General features: G+C 39.4%; 20 protein-coding genes. 5 read left to right on the top strand and 15 right to left on the bottom strand.

All coding sequences use genetic code 11. The features are described 5' to 3' along the window. Positions 1 to 10: 10 nt before the first annotated feature. Positions 11 to 757, top strand: coding sequence for a LytTR family DNA-binding domain-containing protein (locus R2S10_RS02190; RefSeq protein ID WP_316838797.1), 747 nt, complete (start codon positions 11 to 13; stop codon positions 755 to 757). Positions 758 to 778: 21 nt separating this feature from the next. Here R2S10_RS02190 and R2S10_RS02185 read toward each other — a convergent pair whose 3' ends face one another. Next, a complete protein-coding gene (locus R2S10_RS02185; RefSeq protein WP_316838796.1) occupies positions 779 to 940 on the bottom strand; it encodes a hypothetical protein in 162 nt (53 codons plus the stop codon). Between the two features lie 82 nt (positions 941 to 1022). On the opposite strand from R2S10_RS02185, the gene R2S10_RS02180 reads away from it, so the two are divergent. After that, entirely contained in the window at positions 1023 to 2111 is a 1089-nt protein-coding gene (locus R2S10_RS02180; RefSeq protein ID WP_316838795.1) for a sensor histidine kinase, read from the top strand. Between the two features lie 9 nt (positions 2112 to 2120). Here the strand turns inward: R2S10_RS02180 and R2S10_RS02175 are convergent, their stop codons facing one another. Then, a complete protein-coding gene (locus R2S10_RS02175) occupies positions 2121 to 4931 on the bottom strand; it encodes a thiopeptide-type bacteriocin biosynthesis protein (RefSeq protein ID WP_316838794.1) in 2811 nt (936 codons plus the stop codon). Positions 4932 to 5259: 328 nt separating this feature from the next. On the opposite strand from R2S10_RS02175, the gene R2S10_RS02170 reads away from it, so the two are divergent. The 3 genes from R2S10_RS02170 to R2S10_RS02160 all read left to right on the top strand — a co-directional run bounded on the left by R2S10_RS02170 (position 5260) and on the right by R2S10_RS02160 (position 7269). After that, positions 5260 to 6069 carry a murein L,D-transpeptidase catalytic domain family protein gene (locus tag R2S10_RS02170; protein WP_316838793.1) on the top strand — a complete coding sequence of 270 codons (810 nt, stop codon included), beginning with the start codon at positions 5260 to 5262 and terminating at the stop codon, positions 6067 to 6069. 103 nt (positions 6070 to 6172) lie between these two features. Further along, positions 6173 to 6757, top strand: a complete 585-nt coding sequence (locus R2S10_RS02165; protein ID WP_316838792.1) for a Crp/Fnr family transcriptional regulator — start codon at positions 6173 to 6175, stop codon at positions 6755 to 6757. Between the two features lie 65 nt (positions 6758 to 6822). Then, a complete protein-coding gene (locus R2S10_RS02160) occupies positions 6823 to 7269 on the top strand; it encodes a carboxymuconolactone decarboxylase family protein (protein ID WP_316838791.1) in 447 nt (148 codons plus the stop codon). Between the two features lie 85 nt (positions 7270 to 7354). Here R2S10_RS02160 and R2S10_RS02155 read toward each other — a convergent pair whose 3' ends face one another. From R2S10_RS02155 to R2S10_RS02095, 13 genes are all read right to left on the bottom strand, one after another. After that, positions 7355 to 9877, bottom strand: coding sequence for a zinc-dependent metalloprotease (locus tag R2S10_RS02155; RefSeq protein WP_316838790.1), 2523 nt, complete (start codon positions 9875 to 9877; stop codon positions 7355 to 7357). Between the two features lie 176 nt (positions 9878 to 10053). Then, positions 10054 to 11739 (bottom strand): protein-disulfide reductase DsbD family protein, encoded by a 1686-nt coding sequence (locus R2S10_RS02150; RefSeq protein ID WP_316838789.1) that lies wholly within the window; start codon positions 11737 to 11739, stop codon positions 10054 to 10056. Between the two features lie 7 nt (positions 11740 to 11746). After that, positions 11747 to 12193, bottom strand: coding sequence for a protein-disulfide reductase DsbD N-terminal domain-containing protein (locus R2S10_RS02145; protein ID WP_316838788.1), 447 nt, complete (start codon positions 12191 to 12193; stop codon positions 11747 to 11749). A 111-nt stretch (positions 12194 to 12304) separates the two neighbouring features. Beyond that, entirely contained in the window at positions 12305 to 13498 is a 1194-nt protein-coding gene (locus R2S10_RS02140) for a FecR family protein (protein ID WP_316838787.1), read from the bottom strand. A 56-nt stretch (positions 13499 to 13554) separates the two neighbouring features. Further along, the gene (locus tag R2S10_RS02135; protein ID WP_316838786.1) at positions 13555 to 14154 is read right to left on the bottom strand and encodes an RNA polymerase sigma-70 factor; all 600 of its coding nucleotides are present in this window, start codon (positions 14152 to 14154) and stop codon (positions 13555 to 13557) included. A 101-nt stretch (positions 14155 to 14255) separates the two neighbouring features. After that, the gene (locus R2S10_RS02130; protein WP_316838785.1) at positions 14256 to 15665 is read right to left on the bottom strand and encodes a TolC family protein; all 1410 of its coding nucleotides are present in this window, start codon (positions 15663 to 15665) and stop codon (positions 14256 to 14258) included. 17 nt (positions 15666 to 15682) lie between these two features. After that, the gene (locus R2S10_RS02125; RefSeq protein WP_316838784.1) at positions 15683 to 18874 is read right to left on the bottom strand and encodes an efflux RND transporter permease subunit; all 3192 of its coding nucleotides are present in this window, start codon (positions 18872 to 18874) and stop codon (positions 15683 to 15685) included. Between the two features lie 8 nt (positions 18875 to 18882). After that, a complete protein-coding gene (locus tag R2S10_RS02120; RefSeq protein ID WP_316838783.1) occupies positions 18883 to 20019 on the bottom strand; it encodes an efflux RND transporter periplasmic adaptor subunit in 1137 nt (378 codons plus the stop codon). A 475-nt stretch (positions 20020 to 20494) separates the two neighbouring features. After that, on the bottom strand, positions 20495 to 21094 hold the full coding sequence (locus R2S10_RS02115; protein ID WP_316838782.1) for a TetR/AcrR family transcriptional regulator: 600 nt from the start codon (positions 21092 to 21094) through the stop codon (positions 20495 to 20497). Between the two features lie 229 nt (positions 21095 to 21323). Then, positions 21324 to 22760 (bottom strand): hypothetical protein, encoded by a 1437-nt coding sequence (locus R2S10_RS02110; protein WP_316838781.1) that lies wholly within the window; start codon positions 22758 to 22760, stop codon positions 21324 to 21326. Between the two features lie 10 nt (positions 22761 to 22770). After that, positions 22771 to 24822 (bottom strand): hypothetical protein, encoded by a 2052-nt coding sequence (locus R2S10_RS02105; RefSeq protein WP_316838780.1) that lies wholly within the window; start codon positions 24820 to 24822, stop codon positions 22771 to 22773. 86 nt (positions 24823 to 24908) lie between these two features. Continuing rightward, a complete protein-coding gene (locus R2S10_RS02100) occupies positions 24909 to 25586 on the bottom strand; it encodes a hypothetical protein (protein WP_316838779.1) in 678 nt (225 codons plus the stop codon). Positions 25587 to 25713: 127 nt separating this feature from the next. Beyond that, positions 25714 to 26868: a glycoside hydrolase family 18 protein gene (locus R2S10_RS02095; RefSeq protein WP_316838778.1), complete on the bottom strand. Its 1155-nt coding sequence runs from the start codon at positions 26866 to 26868 to the stop codon at positions 25714 to 25716. Positions 26869 to 26999 lie beyond the last annotated feature (131 nt).

Genomic DNA, 26999 nt, shown 5'->3' with positions numbered 1-26999 from the left:
GAGGAGATCAATGGATAAAAAATTAAACTGCGTCATTATTGACGACGAGAAGCATGCTGTAGAACTCCTGGCAGATTATATTGATGCCATGCCTAATTTGCATTTGCTAAAGTATTTTACGGACCCATTATTGGCATTGATGGAGATTTCGGAAGATGATCATATTGACATTGTCTTTATGGACATGGATATGCCTGGAATTTCAGGACTAGACCTTTCGGTAGCCATTAGAGCGAAAACCAAATACCTGATCATTACCACAGGTCATTCTAAATATGCATACGAAGCTTTTGGCGTGCAGGCCAATGAGTATTTATTGAAGCCTATTTCCATGAGTAAATTTGCACTAATGATCAAAAGGCTGCAAAGTCTGGAAAATACCCATAAAGCTCCTACTGCTGCCGATGATTTTTTCTTTATCAAAACTGATCAGATTCAGAAATATACAAAAATCAATATCAAAGACATCATCACCATTGAAGGACTGAACAATTATGTAAAGATCCATACTTGCACAGAAACCCATGTCGCCTATTTAACGATGAAAGAACTGGAAACTAAACTACAGGACATCAATAATTTTGTTCGGGTTCAACGCTCCTTTATTGTTGCGGTAAATTACATTCAGAAAGTAGAAGGGAATACGATTATATTGAGTAATAAAATGGAAGTTCCTTTGGGAACCACCTATAAAAAGCAATTCCTGACCTTCCTTGCAGAAAAAACGATGAAATCTAACCGAAGTATTTCCGAATAGATTTCATCGTTGAGCATAAATTTATCTGGCTGCATAAATGACAACTGAGCTGGTGTGTGAGGTAGCCGTTCCATTAGTAGGATCAGTTACTGTTGTTGGCATCAGCCCTGATTTGTTTGTTTTTGATTTAAATACGAATAATGTACTTTTCTTTAGGTCGAAAGAGATGATTTGTTTTTTCATAATATAAGTTTTTTATGAAAATTAGTGCGGAGCCAATCCCAATCGAAAAGTATTACGTTAACCTCTTTTTTTTTTACACAAAATGAAAATTACCTCTTCAGACCTGATTAACTTCTTACGTAAATACAAGATTCACTTCATTGGCTGGTCGATCTTTATTTTTTATGAGGTAGTGATCATGGGATTAATAAGAAAACAATTTGCCCCTTTTGGAAATTACGCTTTCTTTTATTTTTTTAATATTATTCTGTTTTATTTTCATGCGCATTTCGTGATGCCTGCAGCAAAAATGAAGACCGTTCAAGCACTTTGGAGGCTCCCTTTGTTTATGGCAATTGAGGTGGTGGTCTATATCACTATAACCCTAAACATTACGTATTTCCTTCACCGAAATGGCTATATGACCTTCGCAAACCCACCCTACTTTGGGATGGATGCCTATGTTGGAATGTCTTACCGTGTTATTTATTTTATTCTTTTTGGCAGTGCCTATTATTATATCCTCGGCTATTTTCAGGAGAGAAAACTCGTAGAGGAAAAAGAAAAAGAACGACTATTCGTCATTATCGAGAATCAGCGGATTTATGCCGACCTGATCAAATCTCAACATGCACACTTAAAAGCACAAATCAATCCGCACTTTCTATTTAATACCCTGAATTTCATTTACACCAGCACCAGAAAAACTGCTCCTGATGCTGCAGAGGCTATTCTGGCCTTGTCGGAAATGATGAGGTATTCCATTGAGGAAATGAGCAACTCCAATACTCCGCTCATCGGCGAATTGGAACAAGTGGAAAATCTGATTAAGCTCCACAAAATTAAATCACATCAGCAACTCTATATCAACATGGAATACGAAGAAGAGGTAACGGAACTGGAAATTATCCCACTCCTGGTCATGACCCTTGCCGAAAACATGTTCAAGCATGGTGATTTACTGCAGGAAACGCAGCCTGCAAGTCTGAAGCTAAAGTACAGAAAAGGATTATTGCAGGTGGAAACCAGAAATCTAATCAACAAAACCCAGCTTCATCCAAGTCATCATATTGGCCTGGACAATGTAAAAAAACGATTAAAAGCAACTTATGGGGATCGTGCAGCACTCCAAACCTCTAAACAGGATGAACAATTTTTAGTGTCACTGGAGATCGATTTGGCCCCACATTAAGTAAATCCCTTAAACCAGGGCCGGTCGCTGTTGTTCCATTTGCAATTGTTTGTAAAGAAAACTATAAATCATTAGTTCATGAGCCCTTTGGTAATCAGAAAACAGACGGTTAATGTGCATATGAAACAAACTACGGAACAGCGCAGGTCTTTGTTCTGCTGCAGTGGCGTTCAGGGTATCCAAGAACGATTGCTGTAAATCGTCCAATAGGAATGCACTATTCGCAATCGGTAATTGAACCTGCGTCTTAAAATCAGTCCATTCCCGATTCACCAGTTTAAAGTCATCTGTTTTAAGCTGATGCTCCTGTTCAAAAGCCCTTTGTACCTCACGCACAAATCCCAGTAGCGCTTTATTTTCCAATGGTAATAACTGTAGCGCAACCTTCATCAAGCTAATACAATTCGCATAAATGGAGAAATGATCTAAATGACGGGAAATCACCTCCAGCGCATAAGCACTATCCTTACTGAAATGTTGTTCTGTAAGTACCATCTGAAGGCTACCATATCGGGCAAGTTCCCGTTGGTAACTTTTCATTTGAACATCTTTGATCAGACCTTCCTTCAAGTCTCCCTCCAACACCTCCATTAAGCGGCTCATGTAGAAGTACCCGCTCTGCTGATCCTTCAACTGGATCCTCAACCTAAGGTGTGAACTTGGGTCATTATACCGGATAAAAAACCAGGTTTTAAAAGCCTCACCATGGGCCGCAATAAATGCAGTAATCCGTTCCGACAAAAGGAAATCAGCCCTGTCGGGATGGCAATAAATTTCGTAACACAGCCAATCTTTCCCAGGCATGATGGTCGATTCCAAGCCCAAACTCGTGTTCAAATCCCGGTAAACATAGCCAGGATAGATTTGCTCCTGATGACTAATCGCCAGCAATACCTGAGTAAAGTAACACTTCTTATATTCATCTGTAAACACTTGACAATCTGAAACAATAACCTCAGTTATAACGAAATCGTCGTATTGATTTGCATACTGTTTTAGAAAAATAAAGTCGCTTTTTTTCTCTTTATCAAAACATAAAGTCTGATCAGCCTCCCCAACTGAAAAGAACCGACACTGTCCTATTTTTTCCAAGCCCAACAAGATGTTCTCATTTTTTAACGCCCCTCCCTTTAGCCTCCATTTTGCCGGAGAAAGCACCAGATTCTCATATTGAATCCGAGGATAATAATCCAGTCCAGGCAACACTTCCTGGATGTTAAATAAGAGCTGAGACTGAATCCCCTGGTGTTGCAGGTCGCACAGAAAACGATAAACAGCGAGATCTGAACGGCTATAGTTATAAGCGGAAGCGAGCCTTGGAACGAGCCTTTTTCCATATTTTTTAGAGAAAAGAATGACTTCCTCTCCTTGAACCGTTACCAAAATATCATGAAATCCGATCAATTCTGTGCTGCAAGAGTAATTCAGAATGGGTAATTCATGCGCATAGATTTGCTTTCTACGGTTCACATTGTCTACTCTTCCTTCTGCCATATAAGCGACGTCAAAGAAGATTACTTCCGGATTTGCAGCAGACTCCTGGGCAGCAACCGCTTTACAGTGCTGCGTAAAGGAATCATTTGCCAAGGTGAAACGCCCGGACAGTGCATTCGCTGTACATCCACCAATGGCATCTAAAACCACAAGATCACCGGCTAACCTCGCCAACACACTAAAGCTATTTGCTGGCTTCATCTTTAGGTTTAAATTCAAATCTTCCTGTTCTACAGTCATCAAGTCCTTCAATTGTAAAACCTGATCTGTAGCCCCGGCGCCATTAATTATTGCCTTAACAAGCCCTTTGCTCAACTTGTTCCATGAAAGCAGTGACTCAGCTTCCCCTCCTTGTCGGCCACTCAGTTCCTCTGCCAAACCAGCCCCCGTAGCGGCTGAAGTGAATTGTCCATAACCAATTCCCAATTCAGGATCCAATACAGTCATCAAGGGTATAGCTCTACCTTCATAACGCTTACTAAAGTCCGACACAAACACCTTAATACCCTTATTATTAATAGATAGATTTAACTCAAGTAAAGTATTAACACAAGATGATAAGTGTTTAAAAGCAGCAGCAGACAAATCACCGGAAATCATTTTTCGTTCCGCAATCAGGTAACTTCCAAGGCTTTCCTGAGTATTCTGATGGTTCCGTACAAAATAATCAGGCCCAATAATATTTGCATTTAAATCTGTAAATAGCAGTTGTGCATCTACCATTGCTTTTAACATACCGACTAACACTTCTTCCTCGATAGACTTGCTTTGTGCAAATTCAAGTATGCAGGAATAAGTCGCTTTTTCTGCACAAAAAATCAGCAGCTCCCAAATGAACTCACTATACTTAATCTCCGACAATTCAAACACCTGATCACCCAAAGAAATGAAACGAATATGATCAGCATTGATATAATGACTCGAATTAGCGTAATAGAGACGATCTAAGGCACTCAATTCAGTTTCACTCAACTCAGGAGCTTTATAGTGCGACCAGTCCTTAAAACGATGCAAATGCTGCGTTCTGGAGAACATCAAGTTCTCTTTGCCAGATCCCAGGCTGGCCAGTGCAAAGCCCGCAAAATGACCAAAAGGCGTTCCCCTGTATTTAGAACGGTTGAAATATTTCCAGATCGTATACTGCGTACGGGCATCCAGATCAGCAATACCTTCCGCAGTCACAGGTTTTATTTTTTCATAGAAATCACTGGATGAATGAGAGATAGCCAACTTCAACTCTTCCCAAACTTCAACTAATTCATCTGTTAAGGAAAAGGCCGGAATCCTCAATAATACCACAGGGCTGATGTTTAATTTTACATTCATAATTAGCGATGATTATCTTTTTTTACTACAATTTCCCTTACATTTAGAAATGAACCTAATCTATTACACCAAATAGCCCTGAGCTTACGTTAAATATCAACTGAAAGATATAAGTAATTTGATTTAAACCTTTTAACCTTCCTATAGTCAATTTAGGACACCAGAACGCGCAAGTGTGTAGAAAGAAGGTCATTTTTAAATAAAATATTAAAATAAATAAAGCTAAACACCAACTAATCAATACCTTTGTAAGAAAATACGTAAGCTTATAGATAGAACCCGACTTAAATAACAGATTAATTATTCATAGCAACTAAACCCCAATTCTATGATGAAATACCTTTTTGGTGGAGCAGGCTTGATTACAATTTCCTTAGCACTTACCCTGGTAAACCGGGAATCAGTCAGCACGCCAATTGCCTCAACGGCATCAGTTGTAAAGTTAACTCCAGACAGCATTTACAATAGACATGTCAATGAGTTGTATCAATCAGCACATCTCGCTGAAAGCGGATTAACAGAGTCCGTGTTTGAAAAAGCAGTTACAGGTTTCTATAACCTAAAAAAATCAGGACAACTTTCTGCACACAAAGACATTTTAACGATTGCAGATTTCGATCAAAACAGCACAAAAAAACGGCTATGGATCATTGATCTAGATCAAAAGAAACTATTGCTCAATACCTGGGTTGCCCATGGACAACGCAGTGGAAACGATAAAGCTACACGATTCTCTAATACAAATGATTCTTTTCAAAGTAGCATTGGCTTCTATTTAACTGCCGAAGTTTATAGAGGACAACATGGTAAATCTTTGCGTTTGGATGGAATGGATGAAGGTTTTAATTCTAATGCCCGTAAACGCTCTATTGTGGTTCACGGTGCGGATTATGTCAGTCAGGGCACGATCAATGCGCTTGGAAGACTAGGTCGCAGTCAAGGCTGCCCTGCAGTACCACCCGAACTTGCCAATTTGGTAATAGATTCCATTGAAGGCGGAACTGTTTTGTTTATCAATGTGAGCGATCCCTATTATACATCCAGATACTTAAATACACATGTTGCGGCGATGTTTGCCACGAATGACATTGGTAGTATCCCACAAACCGAACTCACAGATACTTCCTTAAGTATTTAGCATTCAGTGATTTATTAAAAAGCAGGTAAAGTAATGATTACCTGCTTTTTTTTTTATAGCATCTCCCCCGGGATTTCTATCTTTGAGTACCATATATCATGCTATGTATACTGCGCTTCTAAAACACATCCATCATTACTGCCCTTTAAACAAGGCCGAAGAACAAGCCGTTATTGAAAGTTTTAACCTGCTTGAACTGAAAAAGAAAAGCCTGATTTTAGAGGCTGGCCAATTTTGTAAAACCAACTATTTCGTCAGCAAGGGCTGTTTGAGACTGTTCTTTTTTAATGATAAAGGCGTAGAACAAACAACGCAATTCGCGATTGAAAACTGGTGGATCAGTGATTATACGAGTCTGGCACTTAAAAAACCTTCAGAGTTTTACCTTCAGACGGTGGAAGACAGCAGCATTATGGTCTTGGAAAGTGCTGCTGAAGAGGCCTTATTTGAAAGGGTTCCTAAACTGGAACGCTACTTCCGCCTGATGTTTCAACGCGCTTATGGCGCCAGTCAACATCTGGCGAAATACAACCACAATTTATCTAGAGAGGCGCATTACCGCCATTTCAGCAAGTCTTTTCCAGACTTCGTACAGCGAATCCCACAATATATGCTGGCTTCCTTTCTCGGCTTCACTCCGGAATTTCTAAGTAAAATCCGGGCAAAGAAAGATCAGCCGATTTCTTAAACCAGTTTAAGTTTATTAGACTTTCCATTGTGCAACTTTGAATCAGAAATTAAAACCACAAATACATGAAAGATACTATGAATATGCAGGAAATTAATCCGAAAGCCTATAAGGCAATGTATGCTTTAGAAGGTTTTCTAGCAGAAAGCTCATTGAGTAAAAGCCATAAAGAGCTGATAAAAATTCGCGCTTCGCAGATCAATGGTTGTGCCTTTTGTCTGGATATGCATACCAGGGACGCCATAAAAAATGGAGAAAGTCCGCAAAGGATTTATACCTTAAGTGCCTGGAGGGAAACCTCTTTCTTTACTGAAGAAGAAATGGCCATACTCGCTTTTACAGAAGAACTTACACTAATTCCTTCTGGTGTTTCTGCGGCAACGCAAAATCGTATCTCAGCATTGTTCACTGAACTCCAAATCACCGAAATCATTATGGCCATCGTGACCATCAATGCCTGGAACAGGATTGCGATCAGTACACACCTGAAACCTATTCTGGATCCTAAATAAAGATTCCTCATAAAAAAACGGCCATCCCAGAATTGCTATGGTAGCAAGATCCGGGATGGCCGTTTTAAAAATCGCTTTTACCTTATTAAGACTTTGGATTCAATACGTTATTTACACGAACCAAAAGGTCTTGTAAATGATATTTACTCAATCCTGTAGCCGTAGGAATAGCAGCGCGGATGTCTTTAGCTAAAGAGGCCATATTCGCGCGACTGATGCTGGATACATCTGAACTGGTAGGATCCAATACTCTCATACCTGGGAAGCCTCCAGAGCCACCTGCAGCTGGAGCAACCATTAGCTTACTCAAATAGTCAACATAAGCTTTTTGAAGGTTTCTTCTGTATACATCAATTGGCTTATGGCTGTATAATTCAGACCATACACCGCTTTTAAGGTCGGCAAAAAGATGATCTGCAGTATAAGCTTTAGTACCACTCATTACCTCTGCATTGATCAGTTTACCAATAGTACCTGCGCTTAGTAATCTGCTTAAGGTTCCTTTCTGAACTCCTTGAAAAACATCAACCGCATTATAACCCGTCCGTTCTATTAATTCTTTATTAATTAACCATGTTGGACTGGTAAACAACTGTGCATTCAGGAAAGTCATCGCTTCTTTTTGCTTAGCAAATGGAACGGCAACATAGATTGCACCAGCTTGTTCTACAGTTTTTGGTGTGTTATAAACACCTCCAACGTTTTTAGTCACATGGCCCATATAACGACCATATTGGCTAATCAGTTCTCCGTAAAACATTCTTGCATTCTGGTAACCTTCATTAGGCTCTTTGCTCCAGGTAAGCAGATTAGGAAGAATGCGTTTCAGGTTTTTAATGCCATAAGCAGAAGCTAACATCGCATTATCACCTAAATCTTCGTTCTGGTTACGTGGATCACTAGGGTCAGATTCCGTACCGAAAACTAAACGGTTATTAGCCGTAATCCTGTTGATGATTTCTTTATTTGAAGCTGGTAGTTCTTCCTGTGGACCTTTAAATTCTGGTCTCCATTTGTAACCCCATTCGATTGCCCAAAGGTCATAGTCACCGATTCTTGGGAAAATTCCTTTTGAACTGATGTTATCTTCCGGTTGAGCTACGTAGTTGAAACGTGCATAATCCATAATAGATGGCGTATGACCGTTTTTCTCTACCCATTGTTTGTTTCTCAGATTCTCTACAGGAACTGTTGCAGAAGAACCAAAGTTATGGCGTAAACCAAGCGTATGTCCAATCTCATGCGAAGAAACGAAACGAATCAACTCTCCCATCAGTTTATCATCAAACTTCATTTTACGTGCTTCAGGATCTACTGCTGCTGCCTGAATCAGGTACCAGTTTCTAAGCAACAACATCACATTGTGGTACCAGTTCACATGCGTTTCAAGGATCTCTCCGGTACGCGGATCATGAACGTGTGGTCCACTTGCATTAGGGATGTCTGAAGGCTTATATACAATTACGTTATGTCTGGCATCTTCAATGCTCCATGATGGATCAGAAGGTGCTTCTTTAGCTACGATAGCATTTTTAAAACCTGCTTTTTCAAAAGCAATCTGCCAATCGTTCACCCCTTGCATCAAATATGGCACCCATTTCTTTGGTGTAGCCGGATCGATATAATAAACGATTTGTTTTTTTGGCTCTACCAATTCTCCACGGTTGTATTTCTCTACATCCTCTGGTTTTGGCTCTAATCTCCATCTGGTGATCAGTGAAAGGTTTTCAACTCCCTGAGAATTCGCGTCAAAATCTACATATCCAGTAGCGAAATAACCTACACGAGGATCAAAATATCTGGCTTTCATTTGATTTTCTGGCAACAATACCATAGAACTGTTCAGTTCATAGGTGGCTGGCGAAGCAGCTGGTGCAGAACCTCCTGGCATTGCAGGAGCTGCTTTCATATAAGTTTTCAAAGTACGAACCTCAATATTCATTGGATACGCTTTGATTTCTTTAATATAACTTCTGTCTGGCATCACACCAGTTAGGTTCAATGCTTTCTTTACACTCGGGTCAAAGAAGAAAATCTCATTGTCACCATTCATGTATTCTGTTACATCAATAACTACTCCTTTAGCACCAGATACAGAATCTTTAGCTAAGGCTTTAATGTCAAACGAAGCCACTAATGGCTGCAGGTTTGAGTTCATCACAGATTTATATAAACCATGAGCTGTTGTATCCTGTGAACGCTCTGCATAAGAAATACTCTTTAGAAACAACTTGTTAGCCGGCCCTTTCTGAAAGGAAATCACATTGTCGTTAATCTGATCACCACCATATCCCATCATCTGAGAACGGTTTCCAGCTGCTGCTTTACTGATTCTGTTGACTACCAAAATAGCTCTATCCATCAAAGAATCAGGGATTTCGAAGAAATAACGATCTTCTATCGTGTGTACTTTAAACAGTCCTTTGTCTGTTTTTGCTTTGGCGGTAATGACCTCTGCATAAGGCTTCGGACCATTAGTCACTGGTCGGTTCGCTGGGTTTGGATTCCCTGGAGGCACTACTGCCCCTTTTTTAGGGTTTTTCTGTTGAGAAAAGCCCTGAACTCCGGCACCTAATAGCACCAGTGTAATCAAACTTAATTGTTTCATTCTTAGTAATTGGTTTATATTTTTCTAAATTATCCTTTTTGTAAGATCATTCACTATAAAAGACGGAGATTAACAACTTTTTTACCATCGTAAAAAAAATTGTCCCTTTACTAAAATGATGACCTGCATCCACAGGCCATCATTTACGACTATTAACTATTAACCTAAAATTTCAATTATTTATTGAAATTACTTAAGCCACTATTGAGGAATTTAAGGTATTCCTCTGCATTATAATTTGCACCTGTAGGCTGCACCAGCAACTTTTCGTCATGCCCTAAAAGCACATAATAAGGTTGAGAGTTGGAATTGAATTTCGCGGCCTGGAAGTCGCTCCATTTGTTTCCTATCGTGTTTACGGCTTTGCCGCTAAATGTTGAAGTAAATTTTTCATCTTTTGCCAATTCCGTTTTATCATCGACATAGAGTTGTATGATCACGAAATCATTATTCAATTTGCTATAAACGCCTTTATCTGGCCATACATTGGCTTCCATTTTGCGACAGTTTACACAGGCATGGCCCGTAAAATCAATCATCACCGGCTTGTTTACCTTTTTGGCATAAGCCATGCCTTCTTCATAATCAAAAAACACATTCAGGTTTAATGGCGCATGAAAGATATCAGCATACTTATGACGGCCCTCTTCCTGTTTTACGGTATGAGCTGTAGTACCACCGCCTAAGGTTGAGGTGTACAGATCGAAATCCTGTGTGGCCTGTGGAGGCAGGAATGCAGAGATCGACTTTAATGGCGCTCCCCATAATCCAGGTATCATATATACGGTAAAAGAAAGTACCACTATGGCAATCATTAACCTCGGAACAGAGATAAAATTAACCGGGCTATCATGAGAGAACTTTAGTTTTCCCAATAGGTATAAGCCCATTAATCCGAATATCACAATCCATAATACCAGAAATACTTCTCTATCGAACCAGTTCCAGTGGTAAGCAAGGTCTACATTGCTTAAGAATTTCATCGCTAAAGCAAGCTCCAGGAAACCCAGAACAACTTTTACACTGTTTAACCAACCACCAGACTTAGGCAATGCACTTAACCAGGATGGAAACAGGGCAAATAAGGCGAATGGAATCGCCAGGGCGAAAGAAAAGCCAAACATCCCAATTGCTGGTCCTAATAAAGCACCACTAGTAGCTGCCTGAACTAATAAAGTTCCAATAATCGGCCCTGTACAAGAAAAAGAAACCAATGCAAGAGTACCTGCCATGAAAAATAATCCGGCAAGCCCACCTTTATCTGAATTGGCATCCATTTTATTTACCCATGAAGATGGTAGTGTGATTTCAAATGCCCCCAAAAATGAAATGGCAAAGATCAATAGTAAAATAAAGAACAAGAAGTTAAAAATACCATTGGTAGACAGGCTGTTCAAAGCGTCGGCTCCAAAGATAACCGTCACCAATAAGCCCAGAACCACATAAATTACGATGATGGACAGACCATAAAACATGGCATGGCTTACGGCCTTCCCTTTAGTCTGACTGCCCTTCGTGAAAAAACTCACCGTTAAAGGCAGCATCGGGAAAATACAAGGCATTAACAATGCCGCTAACCCGCCGATAAAACCAGCAATAAAAATCCCCATTAATCCTGGTTGCTCCCCTTCTTCAGCTGCAGCTACAGGAACATCTATCACTACAATACTGTCTTTTGCTGCGCCAACAATCGTTGCGCTGATGCTATCCTTTACCGGCACATCTTCCGTAATTTCAGTAAATTCAAGGTCATCCATTGTCGTATCCGCTTGCTGCGCAAAAGCCGCAGTTAGGGAACAAAAAAGCAATAGAAATCCCAGGACGAGCGTTTTAACGCTCGTCTGATGGTATTTAAAAGTCATATTTAATCTATTTTACTGGAATCGAAAACTGAACAGTTTCTGGAGGAAGACATTGTGACTCATCACAAACCATATATTCCAATGTACCTTTAACAACTGCGCTGGCGCCAGTTAGCTTAACTTTCTGTTGAAAAATCACAGAATTTTCGAAATAACCAACATTCATATCAAATGCTTTCTCAAACTTAACAATAGGTTTTGGTTCAGTTGTTTTTCCATTTAGCTTATAAGTACTTGCCGGTGTGAAAGTAAAAGATGTTTTTACCGGGCCGCCATCAGGAATGTTCTGAGAATACAGGTGCCATCCATCTTCAATTGTGGCTTTTAAATACAAAACCGCCTCAGTTTTAGAGATTTTTTTTGCGGCATAACTCCATTTTACAGGCTTTAGAATTTGGCTGCTCGCTGTCATGCTGAATAGCAATGCAACTGCAAATAAGAATAGGTTTTTCATGTTATTGTTTTTCTATGTGTTTGCGAACTTATGTATTTATAGGTATCCGGTGGTTAATATTTTAACTAAAAGTTATAAATATGGTAAATTAGTTTATAATCAATTGTTCATTTATTTTATCTGGTTTTGACTGGATACATTATATGGCATCACAATGATCTTATTCCCTTCCACTCTAAACTGAATGGATTTCGTAAGCTCCATGATCCGCAGTACCTGCGCCAAATTCTTCATCCGGGAAACTTGTCCGCCGAAACGAACATTGCTCACATCTCCCCTGTATTCTACTTCTATATTATACCATCTAGAAAACTGACGCATAATACTATATATACTTTCATCATTAAACCAGAACAATCCTTGCTTCCAGTCTATCGCCGAATTCGCATCGACCTGATTTATCTTTATATCATTTGAGACTAACGATTGCTCGCCAGGTTTAAGCACCGCTGATTTATTAGTTGGTAGTTTCACCTTTACACTGCCTTCAATAAGGGTAGTTTTTACACCGTCCTCATCGTCATAAGCATTGATATTGAAATACGTACCCAGAACTTCTACTTCCTGCTCCTCAGTTTTTACCTTAAAAGGCCTCGTCTTATCCTTTGCCACTTCAAAATAACCTTCCCCAATAAGGGTCACTAACCGGTCCTTTCCGGTAAAGGAAGAAGGGTATTTTAAGGAGGAAGCTGCATTTAACCAGACCATCGTTCCATCAGGGAGTGCAATTTGATATTGACCACCTTTAGGCGTTGTAATTGTATTGTAAGCCGGTTTAACATGTGATAATCCTTCCCTCACACTATATAGCAGTCTGCCATCCGCAGTTTTAGTAATCTTTACCCCAGATTCTTTGGCAATCTCTCCATTAGCCATGTCATCAAGCGTAATCTGAGAGCCGTCAGACAAAGTAAGTACCGCTTTATTGCCACCAGGGAGGATATGCTCTCCCTTTTCTGCAGCAATTCCATTTGCTGGTAGCGCTGGAGGCCTGGAACTGAAATAAAAACTTCCAATCCCTATAGCCAAGACCGCTACCGCTGCAGCAGCCCAACGTATTGGGCGGAAGGAGACTACCTTTGCCTCCGCAGTTTGTAATTTGACTTGTTCAAAAACCATAGCTAATGCTTCTTCTCCCAGGGTTACCGGGAATTCTTCGCTAGACAGGTCTTCGGTAAATAAATTCTCCAGTTGTTCACGATAGGCCGGATCATGCAACAACGCGCGTAGCTGCTGTTGCTCCGTTGGACTTAATGTGCCCAAACGGTAACCTGTTAAAAGTGATTTAAATGTTTCTGGTGTCATTACAATAATATAGACAGTGAAAATGAAATGTTGTGGGGGGTGTTTTTTTATTTTTTTTAATTATGTCTGGAAAACAGCCATAATAGCAGCAAATGGGTATAATGATTTTCTAGAAATTTACGAAGATTCCTGAGGGCATTACTCATGTGTTCTCTCACCATATCGTAGGAGATATTGAGTTGAGCCGCGATTTGCTTATGACTTAATCCTTCTTCCCTGCTCAAATTATAAATTTGTTGCTGACGGGGAGAAAAGCTATTGAGACCAATCTTAATGGCTTTTTCCAGTTCTCGAAAATCTATGTCATTTACCGTTGTGGCTTGATGCTGACTGGCATCATCGGGAGGAATGGCTTCCAGAGATTCCATAGGAACCAGACGCTGAAGGTCATTAATCAATTGATTCCTGGAGATAGTAGTTAGCCATGCAGGAAAACTGTTCAGAGTAGTCAATTGCTCCCGGTTCTTCCAAACCTTTACAAAAACTTCCTGAACAGCATCCTGGGCCAAAAAGGGGGATTTTAAATAGTTCATGCCCATGGTATATACCTTACCTGCATACTTTTCATATAGCAGTTTAAACGCGAATTCGTTGCCCCCTGCAACTTCCTCCAGCAGTTCCTGTTCAGTATAACCTCCTGGTTTGTTAGGAAACATAGCCTTTATAAAAGATCATAATAAGGGCCAATGTTAAATAATTAAAACATTAATTTTATCATTATTGGGATAATAAATTATAGCTTATTCTATTTTTAATCCTAAAAACCGCCTCCTAAAGCACGGTAAAGTGCCACAGTAGCATGGAGTTCGGCAGTTTTAATACTGGCCAATTCCAATTCACTTTGTAAGGCATTACTTTGGGCGGTAATTACCTCCAAATAATTTGCCATTCCATTATTAAACAGTAAACCTGCATTTTTAACCGCAGTTTTTAAGGTCTTTACCCTACGTTCTGCAATCGCCTGTTGCTGTTTCAATTTTTCAATACGCATCAGTTCATCAGATACTTCCCCTACCGCAATTAAAACAGATTGTCTGAATTGAAGTACTGCTTTTTCTCGTTCTATCTTTGCCACCTCAAATTGAGTTTTCAATTGATTACGTTGAAACAAGGGCTGGGTGATTCCTCCTGCAACTACCCCAAATAAAGAAGCAGGAATATTAAACCAGTTGCTTGCTTTAAAAGCATTTAAACCGGCAGTTGCCGTGATGTTTAAAGAAGGATACATACTTGCTTTAGCAACCCCTACTTGCGCATTGGCGAGGTCTAATGCCAGTTCAGCGGAACGTACATCAGGTCTTTGAGCCAATAGTGCGGAAGGCACTCCTGCAGCCAATTGCACTGGGAAATTAGCCTGTTCCAGACTTCCCTGGCGACTAATCGCCCCAGGAAGCTGACCTGCAAGAATGCTTAGTGCATTCTCCTGAATATTAATGTCCTGCTCCAATACAGGAATCAATTGCGCAGCAACCAACTGTTGAGCCTCTGCCTGTTGAATGGCTAATGAACTCACTTGTCCGGCATCAAACTGCATTTTAATCATCGTTAAAGTGCTGTCGTTCAACGCTACGTTTCTCTTAGCAATAGACATTTGAGTATCCAGCATCAATAATCGGTAATAACCCTGAGCAACATTTGCAATCAATCTCATCTGAACAGCTTTTCTAGCTTCCGCACTTTGCAGATAGGTCGCTAATGCTGCTTTCTTCTGACTACCGATCTTTCCCCAGATGTCTGCTTCCCAGCTCAACCCAAGGTTTGCATTGAAATCTTCGATATGTTTAGTACCCAAAAACTGGCCTGCACTCAATCCGTTTAAACTGTTGTCTGATGGTCTGCTGCTATTCGCAGTAACATTCAGATTTAACTGTGGCAGATTTCCCAGTTTCGATTGTCTGAACAACAATTCAGCAGCAGTCATATTTTTCATTGCGATCTGTAAATCGTAATTCTTCAGTAATGCCGTATCTATAAGCTTACTTAAGGTAGCATCCGTAAAAAATTGTTGTACAGATAATTTAGCAATACTACTGCTACTGTCTGCTGGAGCATTCCTGAAAGTTTCAGGAATGCTGGCAGTAGGTAAAATGATATCTTTTGAAACTTTACAGCCTCCCAGAAATACCAGGAGTATCAATGCTGTGAGTTTATTTATAGGTGTTTTCATTTGATTTGTCTAAAAGATTAAGAGTAAATGATCTCAGTTTCTGGTTTAACACTTACGCCATGTTTCATTTCTTCCGCCAAAGGAGGTTTACCACTTAGCTTTTCTTGCAAGTATTGAAAAATGACAAACAACACTGGAATGATGAATAAACCTAGGATTACTCCAGAAACCATTCCTCCTGCTGCACCAATACTGATCGAATGGTTACCCATCGCAGAAGGGCCAGTGGCGCTCATCATCGGAATCAATCCTACGATAAAAGCCAGAGAGGTCATAATAATTGGACGCAAACGTAATTTAGCAGCTTCTAATGCAGCTGCAACCAAAGTTTTCCCTGCTTTTCGGCGCTGAACAGCATATTCTACAATCAGAATCGCATTCTTTGCCAAAAGTCCGATCAACATCACTAAAGCAACCTGAACATAGATGTTGTTCTCAATTCCAGTTAGACCAATGGCCACAAATACGCCAAAAACACCGGCTGGGATAGAAAGTACAACAGCTAATGGCAGGATATAACTCTCATATTGAGCTGCTAACAGGAAGTACACGAAAATAAGACACAACATAAAGATGATCGTCGATTGTCCGCCAGAAGAAATTTCTTCTTTTGTCAAACCTGAAAACTCAAATGAATAGCCTGAAGGCAAATGTTTCTTTGCCACTTCTTCTACCGCTTTAATCGCATCACCAGAACTATAACCAGGTTTAGCAATGGCATTTACACCAATTGAATTAAACAAATTATATCTGGATGCAGTTTCTGCGCCATATACTCTGGATAGGGTTGCAACCGTATTGATCGGCACCATTTCTCCTTGTTTATTTTTGACATACACCGCGTCCATAGCACTTGCATCAGCACGATCCGCAATATCTGCCTGTACCATTACACGGTAATACTTACCGAAACGATTAAAGTCTGATGCTTGCGCACTACCAAAATAGGCTTGCATGGTCTGCAATATGTCTTTAACATTAATCCCTAACTGTTCTGCTTTCTCCTCATCAATTTTCAATTCTAACTGTGGATAGTCCGCTTTGAAAGTGGTGAAAGCCATCGCAATCTCCTTGCGTTTCATCAGTTCCCCAATGAAATTGTAACCAATTCCACTAAATTTATCTAGTTTCCCTCCTGTTTTATCCTGTAAAACAAGGTCAAGCCCGTCTACATTACTGAAACCTGGGACCGTAGGAAAAGTAAAGACAAAGAAGTTGGCCCCTTTTACACTAGCTAATTTAGTCCTGATATCATTCATGATATCATTGATATTTTTCAATTTACCACGCTCCTCTGTTGGTTTTAGTAGCACAAATGCCACACCTGCTGAAGGACTGGTACTTTGAGTCATAATATTGAAACCGGAAAGCGCATTCAGCAATCTTCTGGATTCCAAGGGCAGCAAAATTTTCTCTGCTTCTTTTAGTGCTTCGGTAGTACGTTCTAAAGAAGCACCTGCAGGCATCGATAAAGCGATTGCAATAAAGCCCTGATCTTCTGAAGGAATAAATCCTGTCGGGGTTTTCTTTACCATCCATACCGTAGAAAGGGTAATTAATAGCAGCCCTACCAGACCAATCCACTTAAAGCGAATCAAGAACCTAAGGCTACCAATATACTTACTGGTCAAGCTATTAAAACCTGTATTGAATCCCATAAAGAAACGCTCGGAAAAGGTTTTCTTCGTTTCTCCTTTTTGGATAGCATGGTTGTCTTTTAAAAACAGAGCACATAACGCCGGACTTAAAGTCAAGGCGTTTACTGCCGAAATTACAATGGCAATGGCTAGCGTAAAAGCAAATTGCCTATAAAATACACCCGTTGAGCCCTCCATAAAACCTACTGGTAAAAACACAGCAGACATCACCAAAGTGATCGAAATAATGGCTCCTGTAATTTCCTGCATGGCCGAAGCTGTTGCTTCTTTTGGAGGCAAATGTTGTTGTTCCATTTTTGCATGGACCGCCTCTACTACAACGATCGCATCATCGACGACAATACCAATCGCCAACACCAAGGCAAATAAAGTCAGTAAATTGATGGAGAAACCAAATAACTGCATAAAGAAAAACGTTCCGATAATCGCTACCGGTACAGCTATCGCGGGAATCAATGTAGAGCGGAAATCCTGAAGGAAGATAAACACCACGATAAATACCAGGATAAAGGCCTCGATCAAGGTATGCTTTACCTGATCTATGGACTGATCCAAAGAAGCTTTAGTGCTATACAACACATCATAATGAACACCTTTAGGGAAATCCTTCTCTGCTTTTTTCATGAAATCCTGGATCTTAATCTGAATTTCATTGGCATTGGAACCAGCCAATTGCAAAATGCCGACTACAATTCCGGATTTGCCATTGATACGTGTTAAACTTCCATAAGTATAGGCCCCAAATTCAACCCTGGCTACATCTTTTAACCTTAAAAAAGAACCATCTGCATTGGAACGGATCACCATATTCTCGTAATCCTTAGGCTGATTCAACTTACCTTTATACTTGATTACGTATTCAAAAGCATTCTTACTGCTTTCACCAAACTTCCCAGGTGCTGCTTCAATGTTTTTACTCTGTATGGCAGCCATCACTTCATTTGGCATTAGATTGTAACTCGCCATTTGTGAAGGATTCAACCAAATCCTCATAGAATAATCTTTATTTCCACCAAAAATACTGGCAGAACCTACTCCTGGGATCCTTTTGATCTCTGGAATCAAGTTAATCTGTGCATAATTGGTTAAGAAAGTCTGGTCATATTCCGACTCATTGTCGGTATACATATCGAGTACCATGATCAGACTGTTCTGTTGTTTGGCGGTAGAGACCCCAGCCTGAACTACCTCTGCTGGCAGTTGACTGGTAGCCTGAGCCACCCTGTTCTGCACATTTACTGCTGCCTGATCCGGATCAGTCCCCAATTTAAAGTAAACGGTGATCACTAATGATCCATCATTACTCGCGGTAGAACTCATGTAACTCATGCCTTCCACCCCATTAATGGATTCTTCCAATGAAGGGGCAACGGCTCTTAACACGGTTTCCGCATTTGCCCCCGGGTATAGGGCGGTTACCTGAACTGCAGGTGGCGCAATGTCAGGAAACTGTTGTAATGGTAATTTTGAAAGTCCAAGTATCCCCAGAATCACTAATAGAATAGAGATTACAGTGGCGAGGACTGGTCGTTGTATGAATATCTTAAACATGACTGTTGTTAGTTAGCGGCAATTTTTGGTGTTTTTTCATTAGATACTTCCGGAACAATCGCATCTCCGTCTTTCAGAATTTCAAATCCTTTAAAAACGATGCGGTCGCCAGACTTCAATCCTTCTTTAATCAGGTAATTTGTACCACTTGTTCCGATCACTTTAATCGGCTGTTTAGCTACTTTATTGTGCTGGTCTACAGTGTATACAAAGATTTTATCCTGAACTTCTACGGTAGCTGATTGCGGAACAAGCATCGCATGCTGATGTTCCAGACTCAACCTTACTTTTCCAGTATTTCCAGACCTCAATAGTCCTTCTGCATTTGGGAAACTTGCTCTAAGGGTAATTGACCCTGTGTTTTTATCAAACTGTCCGTCAATCATATCAATTTTACCTTGCTGTGCATATACGCTATTGTCAGATAAAATCAAGGATACCGGAGCGATTCCCTTAAGACTTCCTGTGGCAGTAGCAGATGGATATTTCGCTTTAAAATTGATAAAATCGGCTTCACCTAAAGAAAAGTAAACACGGATTTCATGAACATCCGACAAATTGGTTAAAGGTAATGGATCGGATGGAGCAACTAAACTCCCCTGCTTTTTAGGTAAGCGCCCAATATAGCCGCTTACAGGGGCTTTGATAAGGGTATATCCCATATTGATTTGTGCAGTTCCAACACTCGCTTTCGCCTGTGCTACATTTGCCAATGCAATTTGATGAGCAGTTTTGGCAGTTTTCAATTGAAAATCAGAAACCACTTTGTTCTGTACCAAGGGGATTAACTTATCAACTTCCAATTGCGCATTTAATACGGCTGCTTCAGCAGCACGCTGATTTGCCCTGGCATTGTTCAACTGCTCCAAAAACGGAAGTGCATTGATTTTAAACAAAGGTTGTCCGGCACGAACAAAAGCTCCTTCGTTAACCAGTACCTGCTCCAATGCTCCTGATACTTGTGGGCGGATTTCCAAATCTACTGCACCTTGTAAGGAAGCAGGATACTCCAGGAAAGTAGTTTCCGAAGACTGACTAATGGATACTACTGGTAAATTCGGCGCGGGAGCAGCAATTTCAGTGGTAGATTCGGCCGCACATCCGAATAAAAATACTGCTGCAGAAAGTAAAAATATAGATTTCATAAGGTAATGATTTGAGGGTTTATGAATTAAAGACCGGCTATTGCTTCCGGAATCGTTGATAGATGGAGGGTAATATGTCATGATGTATTTGATTTAAAGTTTGAAAAACAGATTTAAGTAATTTAACAGCGTTAGATAATGAGGACTAAGCGATGGGCGTTTCATAAGATTTCTTTGTTTTAATTGGACAGATAACAGGTATAAGTGATTTAACAGTGTTAAGTCATTAAAAAAAGCTGTCAATCGTGCTATAATATGCCGCTTTTAGCAAACAAATAACGGATATAAGTGATTTAACAGTGTTAAGTAATGATTGATAAAAAAACGGATTGAAATAACCCGCCTGGTATGCTTTTGATATTATTGTATAATTACTATTTATATATTAAGGGCATTAATTCTTGTACTGGCATTGTTTTATTAAAGATCTTGATGGTCCAAAAATGATTATTCTATTGGAACTAAACCAAGACTATTAATCGTTAATGTATTTTATAATTCCTTTGAGTGCATCTCTAAGAATGTGTTGATTCGTTGTATTATCAGTTCCTTTCCGCACAAAGTTGATGGATATCAAACCATGAACAACAGACCAAAAGGTAAAATATTTCCTACAAACCAGGTCATCATTGATCGGATCAGCGGTCATCAGTTCCTTTATCGTATCACAGATAATATTGGTGGTCGCTTCTGCTTCCGGGAATGCTTTCATCACCTCACAACAGCTCATATCCACCCCATACATTAACTGGTACAGTTCTTTATATTTAAAAGCAAAGTCCCAATAGGCCATCCACATCCCCTCCAATTGGTCCTGAGGCAATTCATGTTGCAGTTTAGCAGCTTTCAACTCCTGAAATAAAATGATATATCCTTTCCTGGTTAATTCCAGCAAGATACCTTCCTTATTTGCAAAATATTCATAAATGATGGGCGCAGTGTATTCAATTTTATCGGCAATCTTTCTCATGCTGAGTGACTGCCAACCGTCTTCTTTTACAATTTCCAGTGCAGCATCCAATATATTGAGTCTTGTCTCCTCTTTTAATCGTTGTATGCGTTCCTTACTGCCCATGTTTTAGAAAATAAAATAGTGTAAATAATTTAACACTGTTAAGCAAATGTAAATAGTTGTCCTGATAATCCCATCATTAATTTGTCAAATACTAAAAAACCGGCTTTAACTAAAGTTAAAAGCCGGTTTTTTTTGCCGATTTTTTAGAAGTTGGATTCCGTTTAAAAAATCCAGTCATTTTCATTATCTAAGTATGAGTCAATTTTTCAATAACAGCTCCAGTATTTACTTAGCGAATCAATTGAATAAAAGCATTCCTGTTTTTATCTTCAAATTCCAACTTTCCATTAATTCTGGCAGTTCCAACCTCCCCTTTAGCAGCTGTAATTTTCAAATGAGAAAAAGGCTTTAACCAACTGTTCAACAATGGAAACAATTGCTGAGTTTTTATACCTTTTAAATCCGCAGTTAGCGCAAAAAAATCAGGATTGGACGCAGTCGTACTGGCCGATGTTGAAGGAGTTAAAAGCCTTATAGGATCATTGTTTAAAGTACTCAATTGCCAAATCTGGTCTTGCTGACTACTAAAAACCTGATACAAAGGAAATATTTGCTTATTCAACCTGTTGTCCTGGCCAATTACACGATTTGCACTTAAATAGCTTAGCAAATCCTTACCTGCTGCTGTGATACTTAATTTCAAATGCGGCACCGTTACTTTTTTCATTTGAACAGTAGCCACCTTTTCAAAATCATCATTGTATTCATAAGCAATCAAGGAATCCATTTGCGTAATTCCAGGGCCCATTTCCAATGCCACAAAGCCCTGGTAAGATTTCAACAAGGTATCTGGTTCAATCGAAATCCCTTTTAGCGACAACTCCTTAAAAAAAACAGATCCTTTAAGCATTCCGGACACTTTATTAGTTGCTACTTCATTAGGCTTACTGGAAGCCTTAAATCCGGCATTCAGCCAGATCTTTAACAGGGCATGATCTGCAAATTGTACAGATGGATGAGGATGAACAGGAATGTCCAAACCCTCAGTTGGAAATCTACCCTCCATTTCAACCTGCCCATCTTTGAAATTCAACTGCCCGGCAGTCCCAGCGGTTGTCCAACTCAAATGACCTGTTGCTTTCTTCACAGCAGCCATCAACGGTGCTGTATCTTCCATCCTATTGCGATGTTGAAGGATATCAGTCAACTCTTCCATCAGTGCTTCTCTTTTCAGAGAATAAGCAATAGCCAGCATTTTTTCATCATAAACAACTGTGATTTTTTGATCTGCAGACCGACCAACAGTCTTCCCTGCTCCATTTATTGCTCCTCCTGTAGTATCTTCAAGCCCAATTACCTCGAAATCTCTAATTTTCAAAACCCGTTTTAAATAGGTCTTTAATCCAGTCGTATCAGTTAAGGCCAAGCCAGAGAAAAGCGTGCTGCTCGCTTTTGTTTTCAAAGAATAAGCAAAGATATTGCCAGGAAAAGTAAAGTCCGGTCCTGGCTCCCCCTTTTCTTTAGATTTCAAATAATCACCAGGATGGCTCATAAAATCAATGGCCATGATTTTCAATAAACCATCTACATTCAATTTATAAACCACACTGGCATTTTTAGCTACCTGGCCATGATAAGAACGGGATGCTCTGATTTGCAAATACCCATAAACAGAAATCAGCAACAATAGAACTATTGTTGCTGATATTTTTAATGTCAATTTCATCCGAATGCGGTTACTTTTGAAGGTCTTCAGTAAGGGAGATCAGATATTTTAATGCATTTTTCTGACCTGCAGGGATATCCATGCTGATTTCTGCAGAAAACGTATTGCTGGTCATAGGGAAGGATCTAATATAGATATCACCCAAAGAACTTAAGGTTTTATTGGTTTTCTCTACTTTTGCAACTGTACCCAACTCTTCTGCTGGTATTTTACCCGCCAACTTCTTAGGACTGAAATAAGCTGCGTAATTGTTTCCTAATAATGCTTTTTTATGCTTAGCACTTAGTTTTGCATTAAAAGTGTTGTTCGTAATCTGTTGCATCTCCTGAGCATTTGTAGTCAGGAATATTACGCCATCTTTAATCGCAAAATATAAGGCCATCGGGCTTTTAGGGATAGAAAGCTCATAATAACTGTTGTTATTTTTCAACAATTCCTTTTTCACTCCATAAGCAATTAATTTGTCCAACAAACGTGTATCCTCTGTAGAAATCATCATCAGAAAGTCTGGCAATGTTTCTTTCTTTGTTTTCATCACCTCTGTTGTCTCAAAGTTCTCCTCATTGTAATCATAAGATTTATAAGAAACTTCTTTTTGTGATAAGCCATTGAAAACAAAAATACCATCTCCTTTGATCACTTTTCCAATTGCCTCTTCATCCAACAATAAAGAAAACAAATCTGTAGCCATACCTACTTCCTCTGCATAAACAGAGCCATAGATTTTAGAAACCAATTTAGGGTATTCCTGTAAATAAGCCTTCGTATCCATCGCATAAGCCATGTAACCGATCATTTGATCCTCATTTACATATTTCAGGAATTTTTTATTCAATTTTCTTTTATGAACTTTTCTCAACACACTGCCCATATCTTCGCTAAAAGTCATTGCAGAACTCATCTTGATTGCTTTCTCTTCCAGGAATAACTTGGCATTCGCAGTACCATAACCACTCATAAAGTTAACCCCTTTGAAGTAGTCTAAAGGCAGGTAAGCACTAGTCAATTTATCTACTCCAGAAACCCAAATCGTAGCTTCTGCATGTGGATCAATGCTTTTCGCAAAATCTGCATTGCTTAAAATAGAAGTCTGATTCTTTCCTGCAAAAAAGTCTTCTGTCATTTTTGCTGTCCAGCCTGCAAGAATGCCTTTTTTCAATTTAAGGTCATTAAAGAAAGGGCTATTTAAATCATCAGCAACGCCGTCTTCTGCATAAGCAGTATCAACTGCAACCATATCTGTACCATCTGTTGCCTCAACAGCAGTAGATGCTTCCATTTCCTCTTCCGCTTCGACTACAACGGCTTTCTTTTTTAAGGGTTTCTTCTTATAGTTTTTTAGGGCTGTTTTCTTTCCTTTCAGCTTTGAGTTTTTAGACCTGTTTTTAGCTGATCCCGCCTTTTTCTTCTTCAAAGGCTTCTGAACAACAATCTCCTCTTGTGCTTCTACCACTTCCGCTGCGCTTTCCTCTACAGCAACTGCCGCAGAATCAACCACCATATCATTCGCATTTTCCGCACTAGGCAAAATGATCTCCTCTTTCGATAAGCCAAGACCCTCACGAACTTCCGGACGTTTGAAATACGCTGCTTTTTCAATAGGCATTACGGCCAGCAACATCTCTCCATTCCAATGCACCATCTCTGTAGAGTCATGATTGAAATAAGCCCTCATTTGATCTTTAACAATAAATTTCTTACCTCGTTGTGTAAAGAACTGATCTAGTTTGATGGGGTCTTTAATAGGAAATAACAGACAGTTGTAACTTACACTGTCATTGCTTTGATTGTAATAATAAAAATCTGAAGACAAGTTAAAACCGAAGTCTTCCATTCCAGTAACACCAGCTTTAGCATCTTTGGTTAGAAATTCCACCATTTGCTTACCCAGAAAAGTCTGATTAAATTCGCTTACAGACATCAACTCAGTAAAATTTCCTCCTTTTAGAGTGGCAACGGCTAATGCATCCGCAGGGATTTTACGGGCAAGATCCTGGGCATTTACTGCAATTGAACTCAATACGAAAGATCCGGCAATTGCAGATTTAAAATAATAATTCATGTTTTATATAGGTGTTTTAAAATAGATAGTATTGTAAAATTAGTTGATTGGGCAAAGTCATTCGCTTAAAGCAGATGATAATCGCATTATTTCGCAAGTGTAATCTGATTAGAAATATTTGTTTTTCCGTTAATCAAGCCCATAATCCCAACATTGAGCATCACGGCTTTCTTTGTTTTTGATATTTTAGCCAAGGGGTTTACACTGCTCGCTACTGGTTTATCAAAACGGTAAATACTCGTGTAACTCGCTTCTTTAAACACATTTTTCACTTCCGGTTTTAGCTTATTATATTCTACTAAAGCTTCTTTGGTATGTGTATAACGACGTTGGAAAGTTCCAGCCTCTGGGTTAAAGCTATAAGAAGAATTATTGATCGCTTTAATTTTCATCTTCTTCAACACATTTTGATTGACATTATTGATGTTGGAAATATTTTTGAAAGCAAAGCTTACCGTTGCAATATAGTTCTCAAAATCCAATGTTTTCTTCACATTACTGATTCCTGGAGAATTTTTAAGATAGGCCACTACCTCCTCCATTTCTTTCTGAATTCGCTGTTTACTAGGTACTTTATAACCATTTACGCTATCTAACAGCATCAACGAAGCAACTTTAGTTTTACTCGCACTCAGATTCACTGTTAAGTTCACCGTACCAGAGCCATTATTGGCCACATTGATCTCTTCTATAATCTGAAAACAGGAGGAAAAAAAACATAAAACCAGTATTAATAAAAAGTATCCCGCGTTTCTCTTTAGCATATCCCCTGCAACCATAATTAAATATATAATTTCCCAAAGATATAATTTACTACGAATAATTCTGACGATTAAACAGGAATGAAATACAAAAATGCATTATACAAGAAATCAATGAAGATTATAGGGTTTATTTAAAAGACCTGACGACCTCATTTAACAGGTATTCTTTAGGATCTGAAGCATATTCCCAGAACATTACGCCACCCATTTGCTGCGCTACCACATATTTGCATTTTTCCCGTACCGACCATTCATCATCATAAGTAATCAAGGTTTGCGTGTTTGTATTGTAAAGGTAGGAAGCATTTGCATCTCGATCCTGATAGGCAACAAAGCCCTTTTTATTGATCAGACTGTCTTTTATCCTGGTGTAGCCACTTCCAAACTCTCCTTTAATATAGGTAGCGCCTAAACCTGTTGCAGTTCCTGGTTCTACCTTACTATTTCTACCATAAAATGCGATACCCATCACCAATTTCGAAATTGGCACACCTGCGGCAACATAGGCTTTAACAGCAATATCTGCCGAATTCGCTGATGTATAAAGTTTAGAAGCATATAAATTGGTATGATGTCCCGCTACTTTTCCGGAATAGTAATCGTAAGTCATGAGATTTACATAGTCCAGATATTTCGCAGCTTTATCCATTTCGGTATGCAGCAGAAAATCTGAAAATCCACCCACTGCGGTAGTCAGCAGTTTCTTTTGATCAGTTTCCTGCTCCAAAACATCCAGTTCTTTTCTAAGCGCTTCAAACATAAGCGTGAAATTTTGCTTATCCTCCGGACGGTAAATGTTCCCCACTTCTCCTGGCCTGCCTGGATATTCCCAATCGATATCTACCCCATCCAGCTTATATTTTCTAATGATATCTACAGCACTAGCTGCAAAAGCCGCACGGGAAGCATCACTTAATACAGCATCCGAAAAGTTTTTGCTCCATGCCCAACCCCCAATAGAAATCAGAATTTTGAGCGCAGGGTTCTTCTGCTTCAACAACAACAGCTTTCTGAAATTTACGGTATCGGTTTTTTCATTAGTCAGAAATGCACGGTTTCCCTGAACATCTACAAATGCATAATTGATATGGGTTAGTTTCTCAGGAGAGATCAAACCTGTATTCACCAGGCCCCTGAAACCACCTACATAACCAATCACCACCTTTTTAGCACCATTGCCATGACTTCCCATTCGGTTTTTAAATGCTTCTTTTGGCTCCTCTTCCATTTTCATAGCGCCAAACAACAAAACCAATAACAATAAACCGAGCGTTCTTTTCATGAGCATAGTTTTAGGTGTTTCTTCACCTAAAGATATTAAAGATCAGCTGAAAACAAAAGGAGAAAAAAATGCATTAAAAAGAATCCCAATCCTCTGATAAATAAAAAAAGATTCCCTTATCTCCTCTAATA

Origin of the sequence: Pedobacter gandavensis, from assembly GCF_032678745.1 — a bacterium.
GTDB classification, from domain to species: Bacteria; Bacteroidota; Bacteroidia; order Sphingobacteriales; family Sphingobacteriaceae; genus Pedobacter; species Pedobacter gandavensis_C.
The sequence above is the reverse complement of the archived record's forward strand: the minus strand, read 5'-3'. Positions and strand labels throughout refer to the sequence as shown.